A 13,801-nucleotide genomic window follows, 5' to 3' on the forward strand; every position below is an offset into this window, starting at 1 on the left:
AGTTTTTCGATGTTTCCTGGCAGAAGCATCAACGTTTGGTGATGATGGCGGAAGGGATCCACGCGTTCCCATCTCGAACACGACCGTTAAGCCTTCCAGCGTCGATGGTACTTGAACCGCAGGGTTCTGGGAGAGTAGAACGTTGCCAAGCATTGTTCCCTGATAGCTCAGTTGGTAGAGCACTCGACTGTTAATCGAGTTGTCACAGGTTCGAGTCCTGTTCGGGGAGCCATTTATTTTTAAATACCAGGCCTTTTTTATGGAGAGGTGTCCGAGCTGGCCGAAGGAGCACGATTGGAAATCGTGTAGGCGTCACAAGCGTCTCGAGGGTTCGAATCCCTCTCTCTCCGCCATAAGAGCTTTCAAATTAGAAAAGCCTGTATACGAGGCCCGTTGGTCAAGTGGTTAAGACACCTCCCTTTCACGGAGGTAACAGGGGTTCGAGTCCCCTACGGGTCACCACCAAAAATTCCCCACAAAGTGACGTATTGCTGACAAGCATATTCCGAATACTTTGCGTGGGCCCCAATGAACAATCCCATGGAGGCTTAGCTCAGCTGGGAGAGCATCTGCCTTACAAGCAGAGGGTCGGCGGTTCGATCCCGTCAGCCTCCACCATTTTATCTTCTCAGAAGAAAGTTAGGATGTCTTGAATTTTCTCCGGGAATAATAAAATATCATGCTAGTATTGTCGCGGGGTGGAGCAGCCCGGTAGCTCGTCGGGCTCATAACCCGAAGGCCGCAGGTTCAAATCCTGCCCCCGCAACCAACCTCTTACTAAGAGGAGATTTACTTAGTGTGGAGCTGTGGTGTAGTGGCCCAACATGCCTGCCTGTCACGCAGGAGACCGCGGGTTCGAATCCCGTCAGCTCCGCCATTTTTTATGTATACAATATGAGTCATTAGCTCAGTTGGTAGAGCACCTGACTTTTAATCAGGGTGTCGTAGGTTCGAATCCTACATGACTCACCATTTCATTCATAGGGATCTTTAGGCGAAGACTAAAGTCTCTCAGATTTACTAGCATGCGCGTATGGCGGAATTGGCAGACGCACTAGACTTAGGATCTAGCGGGCGACCGTGGGGGTTCAAGTCCCTCTACGCGCATCCAAACAAAAAGAGCTTTCTTTCATCCTTTAACCGGGATAGAAGAAAGCTTTTTTTTTGCGTACATGCTTATCTAAAATATGGTTGACATTGATTATTATTATCACTAATATCAAGAGTAGTGAGTGACGCGAAATGGCGGGAGGAGATCGCATCTTGAAAACGATTAAATACTGCTGCAGAAATGAGAAATTCGGATCGAAACAAATATATAAGTCGTTGAAGCACGAGTACCCAGACTTGAAACAAAAGAAGAAGGAATGCTTAGGCAATTGCCGGCATTGCAAGAAAGAATGTATCGCCATGATCGGGAAGAAGAAGCTGCTTTGCGCGGAGTCACCGGACCATTTATATGCTCAGATTAAAGAAATCATATCGGCGTCGAAGGCCAAAAGTGTGACGGCTTGAACCTAAATCTGCTAAAATTATTACTTCCGTTTGTATTTGCATGCACAATTCTGTTAATCTTGTATGTATGGGGAATACGCAAGAGATAACCTAGAAAGGTGTGTGCACAGATGCTAAACGATACACTAACACAAGCGCTCAATGAGCAGATGAATTATGAGTTTTATTCCGCGCACGTCTACTTAGCTATTGCTGGTTATTGCGCTGCGGAAAGCTTGGATGGATTTTCGAACTTTTTTAAAGTACAAGCAGAAGAAGAGAAGTTCCATGCCATGAAGATTTTTAAATTTATTAATGACCGTGGGAAAAAGGTCAGCTTTGATGGCATGAACACGCCTGTGAATCAGTACGAATCAATTTTGGACGCATTTGAACATGCTTACCTGCATGAGCAAGAAGTAACGAAACGGATTTATCACCTATCCGATTTGGCATTGAATGATAGAGAGCATGCGACTATGYAGTTCTTGAAATGGTTCATTGACGAGCAGGTTGAAGAAGAAGCTATGTTCGATAGCATTATCAACAAGCTGAAACGTATCGATAAAGATAGCAATGCGTTCTACATGTTGGATGCGGAATTTGCACAACGTTCTTTCACGCCGCCAGCTGCGGAATAATTACATATCCTTTTCATGAGACAAAAACTTACTTGTTCGCAATTATGCGAAGGGTAAGTTTTTTCTGTTTGTTGACATAAGGTTGTCAGGGTTTATTTTGTATAGTAATAGAAAAAGAAAGGAAGTGCACCATGGAGAAATTAGATCTAGCCAAGGCCTATAAAGCTTATTACACAGCTTCAACGAAGCCAGAACTCGTTGTTTTTGAACCTATCTCCTATGTAAGTATTGTTGGCAAAGGAGATCCCAACGGTACCATCTTCGCTAACGCTACAGAAGCGCTGTATACGGTCGCCTACGGCGTTAAAGGGCATTACAAGAAGCTGGAGAATGATTTCACAGTAGCGAAGCTGGAAGGGCAATGGTGGGTAGATGGGGATCCCCGAACGGCCTTGGAAGTACCGAGGGAAGAATGGCATTGGAAGTTATTGATTCGCATGCCAACGTATGTGGCGGGTGAGGTTGTGGAAGAAGCACGAACAGCTGCAATGGTAAAGAAAAAGGAACTGAAGCTAATAGCTAATGTAGGCTATGAATCCTTGAACGAGGGAACCTGTGTCCAGATGCTGCACGTTGGACCATATGCGACTGAACCGGAAACACTTTCTCAAATGTATCCATATATAGAGCAGAACCAGCTAAGGATCTGTGGTCTTCATCATGAGATCTACTTATCGGATCCGAGGAAGATAGAGCCTGCCAAAATGAGAACGATTTTGAGATATCCTGTTGAAGCGGTAAAAGTGGTGATGGGGTGAATTTTGCTGTAAAATAGAACATAATGTCGAGCAGCCAACCATGGGGAGGGATAGCGGGTGCGAATACGTAGCATATCTAGGTTTGGACGAGCTATTGGCGTACTTATCATCATCGTCGGGTTCATGTATCGAACACCCGCTGCCCACGCTTCTTGGTTGGATCGGGTAAAAGAAATCTATCAATTGCCAAGCAATGTAGAACAAATCCAGAAGGATTATGAGGCTACGAAGCAGCAATTAGAAGAGCAGAAGGACAAGTTGTCGGAAGCCGTCAGGCAGTCTCAAGAAATCGAGGATCGTCTCCTCAGTCAGAATGAGGCACTTAAGAAGGACAACGAGCAGTTACAAGAACGGCTGAAGGCGATGGAACAAGTTGCGCTAGATAAGGATAAACGAAATCGCAAAATAACCTACATGGTGATTACGGCTGCCGCGTTGGTTGTAGGCTATTTCTTGCTTGGACGTGTGTTTCGCTTCTTCGTTTGGCAGAGAAGGAAGCGTGGAATGCGCTAACAGCATTGGTGAGGAGGTTGTGTGGTTTGGAGATCATCTATGAAAATGCAAGCTCACAAGCTAGGATGGCTACACTGCAGCTTCTAAAGGGAGAGGCTGTGCATGTACTGCATCCCAACCAAATTGTTGCATTTCAGGGAAGGCCTGAGCAGCGTGAAGATGCACTGATGAAGCTTCCTAGCATGTATAGGAAGAAGCGGTTGATCCAATCACGCATACTCGGTCCTGGGCGTGTGTTAATGGGATTGCCAGAAGCGTATAGTTTGGCTGTCGTGCCTTTGGAAGCCGAAGATGATCTATTGTTTGAATTTCGACATGTGCTGTTCTATACGGAAGGTGTGACCTTTACAACGCATCTACAGAGTGTGAAGAACACGTTGATCACGCAAGATTTAGTTAAAATGCAGTTTCACGGTCCCGGCAGTCTAGGTTTGCTAACAGCTGGCCCTATACATCACATGGCCCTGGATGCTGTGGAGCCTTTGTATGTTGATGTGAGTTGCCTTGTTGCCTATCCGCGGCAAGCTAAGCTGCGCCTCTGTGTATACGGCAACACTCTGGCAAGTCAGCATATGAATTATCACTGGGAGATTACGGGGCATGGGCATGTGCTTATGCAGCCTTGTAAGCCAGATCCCAAGTTGGACGAGCATATGAAATCGGATAGCTTACTGCGCCGCATAGCACGGGAAGTGCTGCCATTTGGGGGCGTTTTCATAAAATAATAAAAAATAGTTGCATTTGTTTTGAATACCTGATATATTATTCCTTGTCGCCTCAGAGAATCACTTGATGAGCGAAAGAGAAATTACACCGTGCGGAAGTGGCTCAGCGGTAGAGCATCGCCTTGCCAAGGCGAGGGTCGCGGGTTCGATCCCCGTCTTCCGCTCCAATATTTGCGCCCTTAGCTCAGCTGGATAGAGTATTTGACTACGAATCAAAAGGTCGGGAGTTCGAATCTCTCAGGGCGCGCCATTTACACTTTATATTCACTACGGGACGTAGCTCAGCTTGGTAGAGCACCTGCTTTGGGAGCAGGGGGTCGCATGTTCAAATCGTGTCGTCCCGACCATTTTAGATTTTTTATATGCGGGCGTAGTTTAATGGTAGAACTTCAGCCTTCCAAGCTGATCGCGCGGGTTCGATTCCCGCCGCCCGCTTACAGAAGAAAGAGACCACCTTCGGGTGGTCTTTTTCTTCATTATTAGGGAATTGAACCCTTTAGGGCTCGATGAGTAATAAACCTACTTCCCGCAATTTAACTGGATTTTCTCCATCTATTTGAAGCGTATTTCTCGAATTCGAAAGTTTAACTGTATTCCTGTAGTTAAATTCCTTCGATTTGGTCGATTCTTCAAATTTCATATAAATTAAATGTACTTTCTCCATGTAATCACGAAAATACGTCAGATTCGAGTAAATTAGCTGTAGTTTATACATCTAAACACGAATCGGGAGTCTTCTTGCGTTCGCAGAAGAACCGACAGATTCATCGACATAGAGCATCGATGTTCCGTTTCATATTCATATTTTCCAATAGTCATACACGTGTATCTAGGTTAAAATGGGAAAAACATGCAAAGGGGACTTACCGAAATGAACGCTATTGAAAATCGTATTCAGGGGTTACACCAGTATCAATCGCAGTTAACGGCGCCTGCTGATCTGGCTGCATTCTGGGAGCGTGCATATACGGAAGCTACGCAAGATGCATCCTATACAAGAGAGCCGGTAGCATCACCTTTTATACAAGCGGAAGTGAATAAGATCGTCTTGCAGGGTGCTGCGGAAACACCGATTCATGCTTGGTTGTTACTGCCTAATGCTGAGAGCAAGTCTAAGAAGGTACCTTGTATTGTTACATTCCCAGGCTATACGGGCTCCAAGGGAAGACCCGAGGATCATGCTGCTTGGTTGCTTATGGGGTATGCGGTACTTGCGGTTGATGTACGCGGGCAAGGCGGCGAAAGCGGTAACCTGCTGCCACAGGAGACTGGCATGACGAGGGGCTGGATTACACAGGGGATTCTCGACGCGGAGACGAGCTACTATCGTGCAGTTGCGATCGATTCCTTGCGTGCTGTACACTGCGCGTTAGAGCAACCAGAAATCGACAGTGAGCGGGTATTCGTATACGGCGGAAGCCAGGGCGGAGGGCTTGCCCTACTCGTAACCGCGCTTGAGAAGCGTATTCGGTCAACCGTTGCCCATGTACCGAATCTATGCCACATGGATTTGGGCTTGTTGCAATCGGTCAGCTCACTTAGTGAGGCAGCGGAATTCGTTACCCGGTTCCCAGAATATCTGCCAGATGTACTGCGAACAGTTTCCTATTTCGATATCGTGAATTTGGGCGATCGAATTGAGCAGCCTGTTCACGTTACGGTAGGATTGAAGGATACGTGCTGCTTGCCAGAAGCGATTTTCGCTGCGTATAACCGAATCGAATCAGCACACAAATCGATTGAAGTGTACCCCTTCATGGGGCACGCGACACCTCCTGGCTCTCATGCAGCGGCACATGCCTTTTTCTCAAAATGGTAAGGTCTGAAGTAAGAGGCTTCACACTTGGATAACCTATTACTAACTTGAAGGGAGGTGCTGACAAATGGAAAAAGTGGATTCATTTGAAGAGGTATTCGAGCTGATGGAAGCCGCTTTTCCTGTAACGGAAATAAGGACGTATGAAGGTCAGCGAGCACTGTTATCTCATCCTAATTACAGCATCGATGTCGAGAGAGATGCTCAAGGGCAACTACTTGGCTTCTTGGCCAGTTGGAACTTTAGTACGTTTCGATTTGTGGAACATATCGCCGTCAACGCTGCCATAAGAGGCGGTGGGATTGGCAAGCAAATGCTGACGACGTATATGAGCCGTGCAAGTACCCCTATCGTACTTGAAGTCGAGCCTCCGACTGCCTCAGATGCTACGCGGAGAATTGAATTCTATAAGCGCTGCGGCTTCCATTTGAACCTATTTCCTTATGCACAGCCACCACTCAGAGAAGGTCAACTGAAATTGCCTCTCAACATCATGAGTTATCCTAGTCCGATGACAGAAAATGAATTTAATCCCTGTAAGCATATTCTATTTACCGAGGTGTATAAGCAGCTGCTCTGAAAAGAGTGGCTGTTTTTTTGTACTTTACATAGCAAAGGAAACACTTACCATCTCGCAAAAGTTGTCATCCTAAAACGAACTATGCTAGTCTAATATAGACAAAAAATGCCGAATCTCGGAGCATCGAAAGCTCTGGTACGGGGGACTTCTTTACTTGGGGTGAATGAATGCTCAGTTAGCCATAGGCTAATGGGGTGCGCTAGGGAAAACCTCTTCCCGAACCCGTCAACTAACCTCGGAGGCTTCAAGGAGGCACAACGTTTTGAAACTTTTTACCAAAAGCTTTATTTGTTCATGCGCTCTTGTAGGCGCAGCCTTTTTCCTGTTCGCCGCTCCATCCACGCATGCTGCTGCCCCAGACACCTCTTCGGTGAAGGTTCAAGTCAATGATGACTTGGTGCAGTTCCCGGAAGTACAGCCGTTTATTGATACGGAAGGTACACTTCAGGTGCCACTACGTGTGTTGTCGGAGAAATTAGGTTATCAAGTGGGATGGGCGAAGCAAGGCGATGAAGTCGTCGTCACGCTTAAGAACAAAGAACAGGCGATTCAACTCACAACGGACGAAGAGCAAGCGATCGTGAACAGTAAGTTAGTTGAATTAGAGAGCAGTCCAACTTTGGTTAAAGGGAGTACCTATGTCCCTCTACGCTTTGTTACAGAGACGTTTGGATCTGCGATTGCGTGGAACGATGCGAATAAAATTGCCATCGTGGAAGAGGACGGCAAGACTCATAAGCCAGCCTGGATTGCACCGCCACCAGTAGCTCTAGCAGCCCCAGTGGCCAAGGTCGTTCAGTCATCCATTGCAGCTCAAATTATTCAAGCTGCAACGACGTTCAAAGGGACACCGTACCGATGGGGAGGAACTACACCTAAGGGCTTCGATTGCTCTGGATTCGTTCGTTATGTATACGAGGCCAAAGGTATCGAGCTGCCACGCACCTCCGTGCAAATGTACGATAATGCGGGGGCAAGAGTGACGGATTTGAAAGCGGGAGACCTCGTCTTCTTTGCTTCTGGTATCGTCAACCATGTAGGCATTTACATCGGAAATAATCAATTCATTTCCTCGACAACATCCGTTGGTGTAACGGTTGATAGTCTCGCTAGCTCCTATTGGGGCTCCAGATATGTAGGTGCCAAACGCGTGTTATAAAATAGCTGCAAAATCAAGTATAAGTACTGGTATAAGAGCGTATGTTCGCTATGACTTTCTATATGGAAAGCAAAGCGGCAGATGCTCTTTTTTTTGCGCGAATTTGTGCGATTTTTATCGAATTTTTGAGAATTATAGCCTATAATGAAACAATGGTTGGAAGAAAGTAGGTGGCGCGTGCGGCATGCAAGTCAGTGTCTGGAAAAGCTTGTTTCATAAAATTAAATTGTCGGGTCGAACAGATCGCATGTATAACGTGGAAACAGGTCCTGCCATACCAGAAGACATTCGGGTCGTGATTAAGCAATTTTTTCATTCGTATAACCATTTCAAAGGGGCTAGGCAATTCCAAACAGATACGTTCATTAAAGAAGTATTTTACGCAACAAAACAAGATCCGAGGGATCAGCGCTCCATAGATGAGATGGAAACTTATATTCAGAGCAAGAATGTGAACCGGTTACGACTGAAATCTTATGTGATTGATGAATATTTACGTGTTGGTGAGAAGGTATGTATGATCGGTGTGACGCGGGAGTTTAGCAATGCGCATCGCAATCGTGTGCTTTATTTTATCATTCAGGAAGATGGCATTTGGCGGTTCCATCATATCGTGAGATCACATCATGGCAAAATTCTTGAGAAATTTCAGGTGAAGGAACAGGTTGGATTTGTGGTTGGGGATGATAAGGTAGCGCTGCTCTTTCTTACACATGCCGATTCGGCGGATGCTTCCACGTTCATGCTAGGGGATTATGTTCACTCAGAAGGTTATCTGGAAGTGGAGCAAKAGGTCAGCGATCAGCTCTATTATCGCATCGTTCGAATGAATCGCGTACATTAAGAAGGTTATCTAGTCAGATTTATAAGTGCGTGTTCAAAAAGTCCGGTTTTAAGCACCGAGGAGATTGAAAGAAGATAGGAAATGAGGAGCGGAGCGTAGTGTAAGCTACGTGAGCACCGGAAGTTCCGGCTGAGTTCAATATTCGATGTCGAATACGCTTCATGAACTACTTCGTGATCAAAAGTGGAGTTTTTGAACAACCTCTATAAGCGGCATGAATAGGCTTTGCTCGGTCGTCGAGTAACGCTTATTTGGTGTATGCGAATATGAAAGTATGCAAGTGGACACAGCCCGCCTCCATGTGAAAGAATGGAACTATTATGCATCAGGTGAAAGGTTAGGTGTACATGCCTGAAAGGGAGGCAAAGATGGAGAAAGAACCGATGGGGCTGCAGGAGCAGTTTTGGAAAAAAGTAGATGGCGAGCAGTTAGGGCAGCTTCTGCAAATGATTGCTTTGAGCAAGGGGCTGGAGCCTAGTCGGATTGCTTTTGTATGTATAGGGACAGATCGCTCAACTGGCGATGCACTAGGTCCACTTGTGGGGAGTAGGCTTGCAGAGCTGGGCTATCCGTACGTCATTGGCACGCTTGCAGCACCGTGTGATGCTACTAATTTGGCCATGCGCTTGCAGGAAATCCCACCGAATGTTGTCGTTATTGCGATAGATGCTTGTTTGGGACGGAAATTAAGTGTGGGTTTGTACCAATTGTCGAACCAGCCACTGGCTCCAGGGAAATCAGTAGGTAAAGATTTACCTCCAATTGGTGATTACACTATTGCAGCGATCGTGAATGTGGATGGACCTAGACAGTATAACGTCCTGCAAACGACTTCGTTATTTCGTGTTATGCAGATGGCAGAAGAAGTAATCCGGGCAATTGTTTATGCCATTCCTTTGTAGCTGAGGGGCAGCAAAGAGGAGAAAGATCGGAGTGATGGGTGAGTGATCGGACCAGGTGGAGCAGGTGGGCCAGGGGGAATGGGGCGGCTTTCCGACCGGAATCGTCCAAAGGCCAAGTTAAAGGATGTATCGATACGCAGGATTTTGTTATTGTTCAAAAGATATTGGGGACAGCTCTTGGTTATTATCGGCTTGGCACTGCTTGCGGCAGTGATGGGGTTGATCCCGCCTCTAGTCATGAAGGAAATTATTGATACCGCAATTCCGCAGGGACGTGTTCAGCTATTGTCCGTAATGGCGCTGCTGTTAATCGTGCTGCCTGTGTTGAGCGGAGTAGTGGGCGTATGGCAAAACCATCTCAATACCAAAGTAACCCAAGGGGTTATTAGGGATTTGGGACAGTCGTTGTTTCATAATTTACAGCGGCAATCGATGTCGTTTTTCACGGACGCGCGCTCTGGCGAAATTGTTCAGCGGATCACAGGGGACGTGCAGTCGGTACAGAGTGTGGTTACGTCCATTGTCGTCTCTTCGATCACGCAAATCGTCGTCGTTTTCACGACAATTGGTATCTTGTTTGCGTTAGATTGGAAGCTGGCGATTATATCAGTGCTTATCCTGCCACTTTTCGTCTTGCCTGTGAAAAAGGTATCCAAGCTGCGGAAAGAGCTACGGATCGAAACCCAGAAGGTGCGCTCAGACATCACTTCGCAGCTGAATGAAAATTTCGGCATTTCGGGTGCGTTGTTGACGCGGATTTTTGGCAGAGAGAAGCAGCAAGAACAAGAATTCACAACGATGAATCAAAAGGTGATGGATCTCGAGCTGCGGCTCAATCTGGTCGGCCGCTGGTTCGGAATGGCAACGAGCACGTTAGGACCGTTAGGCACGGCTATTATTTATATCTATGGCGGCTACTCCGTCATTCAGGGTGATATGACTTTAGGCTCGATCGTCGCGTTTACGGCGTATTTGGGACGGTTGTATATGCCAGTAGGGACCTTGCTGAATCTACATGTCGAGGTAGCGACAGCGCTGGGGGTATTCCAGCGGATTTTCGAGTATCAGGACATGGTGCCTGATGTGATGGATGCAGAAGGCGCGCGCCAGTTAGGGCCTGTGGCGGGGCATGTGAGGTATAAGCAGGTGTCTTTTGCTTATAAGGTTGGGGAGCAAAGCAGAGCGAGGGAGAAAGGGAAGCTTGCGGAAGCAGGGCAAAAGGCTACACCGGGGGAACAAAGGGCACGGGAGAAGGTGCAGTATGCGCTGCGCGACATCACCTTCGAGGCGCAGCCTGGTGAGATGGTCGCGCTTGTTGGACCTAGCGGCGCAGGGAAGTCGACGCTGATCGGGATGATCGCGCGGCTGTACGACCCAACAGCCGGTGCTGTTGAGGTCGACGGCGTGAACGTCCGCGACGTGGAGTTAGCGTCGCTGCGCGCGCAGATCGCGTACGTGACGCAGGAGTCCTTTCTGTTCCACGCGACGATTGGCGACAACCTGCGCTTCGCGCGGGAGGACGCTACGCGTGAGGAGATGGAGGCCGCTTGTCGGCAGGCCTACATCCACGATTTCATCGTGTCGCTTCCCGAAGGGTACGACACGATGGTCGGAGAGCGCGGCCACCGGCTCTCCGGTGGCGAGCGCCAGCGGATCGCGATTGCTCGCGCGATCCTGAAGCGCCCGCGCATCCTCATCCTCGATGAGGCGACGTCGCACCTGGACTCGGAATCCGAGTCCTATGTGCAGGCGGCGCTCGAGGAGCTGATGCAAGGGCGCACGACGCTCGTGATCGCGCACCGGCTCTCCACGGTGCTGGCCGCCGATCACATTCTGGTGATCGAAGCGGGCAGCGTCGTGGAGCGGGGCACGCACAGCGAGCTGCTGGCGCTTGAAGGGCTGTACGCACGGCTGTACAGCACGCAGTTCGCGAAGGCTGCCGAGGAGGCAGCGAAGGGCGGATTAGGCTAGCCGCGTCTCCGCGGCGTAGCAAATAACGCCCCCAAAGGGCGTTATTTGTGAGCATTGCCACTGAATGTGCGGCGACAGACAGGTTACTCCACCAACGGGTGATTAAAAGGGATATTCCCCTAGGTCAATTGACCTAGGGGAATATCCCTTTCTTGTAACTACCTAATTTGTTTAAATGATATAGTGTGTGCGTAAGCGTACCAATTAACGTAGGAGTAGAGGGAGAGAAGTTACTATACACCACCAAAAGAGGAAAGTAATTACATACTCATCCCACCACCATTCTGCCCATTGGATAAATCCAATGTAGTGCTCTTACAAGTAGCCAATTGTTTAATTTGATTGGACAAATCCACTCAAATCACAGAAAAGGGTCATTTATTGGCTCGAAAGGAGTTAGTAGACTGGATTAATCCAATGATAAGCCTAATTTCAGCCCCGATCAGGAAGTTACAGTGGATATATCCAATGGATATAGACAGCAGCAGTCGAGTGTCGGAGCAAAACGGAACGTAGATCCGCTATCTCCGAATTTTCAGCCACAAATCGGCATATCACGCTGAAATAGCGTCCTCACGTTCCTCAACTTCACTGGATTTGGTGGAATCCTCCAATTAACGCCTTCACGTTCCGTTACTCCACCCGAACATTCGCCTGCGGGCTAGAAACCCCTGTTCCGGGAGCACCATGGTTCCCGATCACGCCATCATCGCTATCCGCCATTCCTGCCGGATCCAGTTTGGTTCCTTCGCGCAGTAAGTAGCCAAAAAACAAAATGTAGTACGACACGATGATGAAGAAAACGCCAGCGGTGATGGGATCCTTTGTAAATTGTGAGAATTCAGCAGGGTTGAAGGAAGTTGTTGCCCCCGTGGAAATAGCCACGCTAGCGTAGCGATACGCGATGCGACCTAGGAAGAGAACAAGGACGGTGATCTCAATCCAGAGATGTGTTCGATAGTACCAGCCATCACTTCGATGCTCGAAGCGGGTATGGCGAATTGCCGTTCGCCCGAGCAAGGCGCCGCCAGCCAGTCCGATCAAGTAGCCGATGAAATGGATGGGATGAACGAAGCCCAAGAGGAAGATGACCACTCCCAAGAGGCTGAACAGCGACAGACGAAAGGTGAGCCTGCCACGGGAAAGCTTTTGAAAGCCAATGGTGCGCCTCACCCGTCGATAAATAAAAAAGCCAAAGATAAGAAACGGAATTACATAATGCAAAGAGTCCTGCATGGGGAAGTACCTCCAAACCTGTTAGTGTATTTCCTAATTGTAGCAAATTTGGACGGCTCATCGTGAGAAATGTTATTCCGTTTACAAAATTGTGTCATACACTTAATAGTAGTTCGATAAACTTACTATTACACACTCAAAGTGCCGCAAGGAGTTGACGGTAAATGGCTATGATCACTCATATTAATGTATGTAATACAGTTAATGAAATTTACTGTTGTCTTCGTAATAAAGTTGTGAAGCTCGACGCGCAGCAAAAGGAGCAATACTGCAATGGCTGTAAAATGTTCGCAGGTGGTGCAACGGGTTATGACCACGGTGTTTCTTGTACGTGGGAGGATTTGCGAACCGTAAGTAATCCGCATGTGGTCCTAGACCCAGCCCAAGAGTTTAAACATAACCAAATTCGCCAAGTGCCGCCCGAGGGTCCGGCCTTATTTGTATATACACCCAGATGGTAAAACACATCCTATTTGATTTTGACGGGACACTTGTCGATTCCAGGGCGCTCCTGGTAAAGCTTTATAATGAAATGGCCATTCAACATCGTTTCCGTCCCATCAGCGAACAGGATTTGGGTCCGTTGCGCTCGATGTCGATATCTGAACGCGTAGATCGCTTAGGGGTTCCCGTGCTCCAAATTCCTAAGCTGATGGTGGCAGGACGGCAGCTCTACCACGAGAATATCCGATCACTGCAAATCGTGCCTGGTATGAAAGAGGTTATTGCGAAGCTTTCCACACAAGGGGTTAAGAGCTCGATTCTTTCTTCCAATTCAGAAGCAAATATTCGGCTTTTTTTACGAAAAAATAAGTTGGAAGGTGCATTTAAGGAGATCATTTCTGCGAAACATATTTTCGGCAAACATCATTCGATTCGCAAAGTGATGAAGCAATGGGGAACCACGCCTACACGGATGATTTATGTCGGTGATGAATTGCGAGATATTGAATCCTGTAAGAAGTTAGGTGTGCCAATCGTAGCTGTGACGTGGGGATATGATTCACCTCAGCTACTCCATAGTGGAAGTCCTGACTACATGGCAAACACGCCTGGTGAGCTATATCGAACACTAATTAGCCTAAGTTGAGGACTACAGCAGGAATAGTCAAGAGCCGCCACAGGGAGGGACTGAGGGGGCTTTTTATCATGCAAGAAAACC

14 protein-coding genes, 12 tRNA genes, 1 rRNA gene and 1 riboswitch are annotated in these 13,801 nt (G+C 47.6%); of the genes, 26 read left to right on the top strand and 1 reads right to left on the bottom strand.

Annotated features, from left to right (window positions below; all coding sequences use genetic code 11):
- Positions 1–34 precede the first annotated feature (34 nt).
- The 24 genes from rrf (at position 35) to AC1DLM_RS00120 (ending at position 11,403) form a co-directional block, all read left to right on the top strand.
- Positions 35–151: ribosomal RNA gene (rrf, locus tag AC1DLM_RS00005) — 5S ribosomal RNA — on the top strand.
- Positions 152–156: 5 nt separating this feature from the next.
- Positions 157–232, top strand: a tRNA-Asn gene (locus tag AC1DLM_RS00010).
- A 29-nt stretch (positions 233–261) separates the two neighbouring features.
- A tRNA-Ser gene (locus tag AC1DLM_RS00015) sits at positions 262–353 on the top strand.
- Between the two features lie 34 nt (positions 354–387).
- Positions 388–462 (top strand) — tRNA-Glu (locus AC1DLM_RS00020).
- Positions 463–542: 80 nt separating this feature from the next.
- Positions 543–618, top strand: a tRNA-Val gene (locus tag AC1DLM_RS00025).
- 74 nt (positions 619–692) lie between these two features.
- Positions 693–769, top strand: a tRNA-Met gene (locus tag AC1DLM_RS00030).
- 31 nt (positions 770–800) lie between these two features.
- Positions 801–877, top strand: a tRNA-Asp gene (locus tag AC1DLM_RS00035).
- A gap of 19 nt (positions 878–896) precedes the next feature.
- Positions 897–972, top strand: a tRNA-Lys gene (locus AC1DLM_RS00040).
- A 55-nt stretch (positions 973–1,027) separates the two neighbouring features.
- Positions 1,028–1,107, top strand: a tRNA-Leu gene (locus AC1DLM_RS00045).
- A gap of 156 nt (positions 1,108–1,263) precedes the next feature.
- Positions 1,264–1,515, top strand: coding sequence for a DUF1450 domain-containing protein (locus tag AC1DLM_RS00050; RefSeq protein ID WP_171634521.1), 252 nt, complete (start codon positions 1,264–1,266; stop codon positions 1,513–1,515).
- 110 nt (positions 1,516–1,625) lie between these two features.
- On the top strand, positions 1,626–2,135 hold the full coding sequence (locus AC1DLM_RS00055) for a ferritin (protein ID WP_477568686.1): 510 nt from the start codon (positions 1,626–1,628) through the stop codon (positions 2,133–2,135).
- A gap of 131 nt (positions 2,136–2,266) precedes the next feature.
- Positions 2,267–2,893: a GyrI-like domain-containing protein gene (locus tag AC1DLM_RS00060; RefSeq protein WP_477568687.1), complete on the top strand. Its 627-nt coding sequence runs from the start codon at positions 2,267–2,269 to the stop codon at positions 2,891–2,893.
- A gap of 57 nt (positions 2,894–2,950) precedes the next feature.
- Positions 2,951–3,406, top strand: a complete 456-nt coding sequence (locus AC1DLM_RS00065; protein WP_477568688.1) for an SH3 domain-containing protein — start codon at positions 2,951–2,953, stop codon at positions 3,404–3,406.
- Between the two features lie 26 nt (positions 3,407–3,432).
- Positions 3,433–4,131, top strand: coding sequence for an AIM24 family protein (locus tag AC1DLM_RS00070; protein ID WP_441987485.1), 699 nt, complete (start codon positions 3,433–3,435; stop codon positions 4,129–4,131).
- A gap of 92 nt (positions 4,132–4,223) precedes the next feature.
- Positions 4,224–4,298 (top strand) — tRNA-Gly (locus AC1DLM_RS00075).
- Between the two features lie 6 nt (positions 4,299–4,304).
- Positions 4,305–4,381: transfer RNA gene (locus AC1DLM_RS00080), tRNA-Arg, on the top strand.
- A 20-nt stretch (positions 4,382–4,401) separates the two neighbouring features.
- A tRNA-Pro gene (locus tag AC1DLM_RS00085) sits at positions 4,402–4,478 on the top strand.
- 17 nt (positions 4,479–4,495) lie between these two features.
- Positions 4,496–4,566: transfer RNA gene (locus AC1DLM_RS00090), tRNA-Gly, on the top strand.
- A 436-nt stretch (positions 4,567–5,002) separates the two neighbouring features.
- Positions 5,003–5,950: an acetylxylan esterase gene (locus AC1DLM_RS00095; protein WP_477568689.1), complete on the top strand. Its 948-nt coding sequence runs from the start codon at positions 5,003–5,005 to the stop codon at positions 5,948–5,950.
- A gap of 64 nt (positions 5,951–6,014) precedes the next feature.
- Complete coding sequence (locus AC1DLM_RS00100) at positions 6,015–6,527, top strand: GNAT family N-acetyltransferase (protein ID WP_477568690.1); 513 nt, start codon at positions 6,015–6,017, stop codon at positions 6,525–6,527.
- 96 nt (positions 6,528–6,623) lie between these two features.
- A riboswitch (cyclic di-AMP (ydaO/yuaA leader) is annotated at positions 6,624–6,786 on the top strand.
- Positions 6,787–6,789: 3 nt separating this feature from the next.
- Entirely contained in the window at positions 6,790–7,686 is an 897-nt protein-coding gene (locus AC1DLM_RS00105; RefSeq protein WP_477568691.1) for a C40 family peptidase, read from the top strand.
- 184 nt (positions 7,687–7,870) lie between these two features.
- Entirely contained in the window at positions 7,871–8,530 is a 660-nt protein-coding gene (locus AC1DLM_RS00110) for a hypothetical protein (protein WP_477568692.1), read from the top strand.
- Between the two features lie 368 nt (positions 8,531–8,898).
- Positions 8,899–9,432: a spore protease YyaC gene (gene yyaC / locus AC1DLM_RS00115; protein ID WP_477568693.1), complete on the top strand. Its 534-nt coding sequence runs from the start codon at positions 8,899–8,901 to the stop codon at positions 9,430–9,432.
- A 78-nt stretch (positions 9,433–9,510) separates the two neighbouring features.
- The gene (locus tag AC1DLM_RS00120) at positions 9,511–11,403 is read left to right on the top strand and encodes an ABC transporter ATP-binding protein (protein WP_477568694.1); all 1,893 of its coding nucleotides are present in this window, start codon (positions 9,511–9,513) and stop codon (positions 11,401–11,403) included.
- A 633-nt stretch (positions 11,404–12,036) separates the two neighbouring features.
- Here the strand turns inward: AC1DLM_RS00120 and AC1DLM_RS00125 are convergent.
- A complete protein-coding gene (locus AC1DLM_RS00125) occupies positions 12,037–12,639 on the bottom strand; it encodes a CcdC protein domain-containing protein (protein WP_477568695.1) in 603 nt (200 codons plus the stop codon).
- Between the two features lie 164 nt (positions 12,640–12,803).
- On the opposite strand from AC1DLM_RS00125, the gene AC1DLM_RS00130 reads away from it, so the two are divergent.
- Together AC1DLM_RS00130 and AC1DLM_RS00135 are read left to right on the top strand one after the other, a co-directional pair.
- Positions 12,804–13,100: a hypothetical protein gene (locus AC1DLM_RS00130; RefSeq protein WP_441987493.1), complete on the top strand. Its 297-nt coding sequence runs from the start codon at positions 12,804–12,806 to the stop codon at positions 13,098–13,100.
- A complete protein-coding gene (locus tag AC1DLM_RS00135; protein ID WP_441987494.1) occupies positions 13,094–13,729 on the top strand; it encodes an HAD-IA family hydrolase in 636 nt (211 codons plus the stop codon). Before AC1DLM_RS00130 ends, AC1DLM_RS00135 begins: the two co-directional genes overlap by 7 nt.
- Positions 13,730–13,801 lie beyond the last annotated feature (72 nt).

Source organism: Paenibacillus sp. 01T442 (assembly GCF_056398345.1).

Coding starts and splice junctions, on each gene's coding strand:
- AC1DLM_RS00060 (WP_477568687.1), top strand. CDS start 2,267: ATGGAGAAATTAGATCTAGCCAAGGCCTATAAAGCTTATTACACAGCT.
- AC1DLM_RS00095 (WP_477568689.1), top strand. CDS start 5,003: ATGAACGCTATTGAAAATCGTATTCAGGGGTTACACCAGTATCAATCG.
- AC1DLM_RS00100 (WP_477568690.1), top strand. CDS start 6,015: ATGGAAAAAGTGGATTCATTTGAAGAGGTATTCGAGCTGATGGAAGCC.
- yyaC (WP_477568693.1), top strand. CDS start 8,899: ATGGAGAAAGAACCGATGGGGCTGCAGGAGCAGTTTTGGAAAAAAGTA.
- AC1DLM_RS00120 (WP_477568694.1), top strand. CDS start 9,511: ATGGGGCGGCTTTCCGACCGGAATCGTCCAAAGGCCAAGTTAAAGGAT.
- AC1DLM_RS00125 (WP_477568695.1), bottom strand. CDS start 12,639: ATGCAGGACTCTTTGCATTATGTAATTCCGTTTCTTATCTTTGGCTTT.
- AC1DLM_RS00130 (WP_441987493.1), top strand. CDS start 12,804: ATGGCTATGATCACTCATATTAATGTATGTAATACAGTTAATGAAATT.
- AC1DLM_RS00135 (WP_441987494.1), top strand. CDS start 13,094: ATGGTAAAACACATCCTATTTGATTTTGACGGGACACTTGTCGATTCC.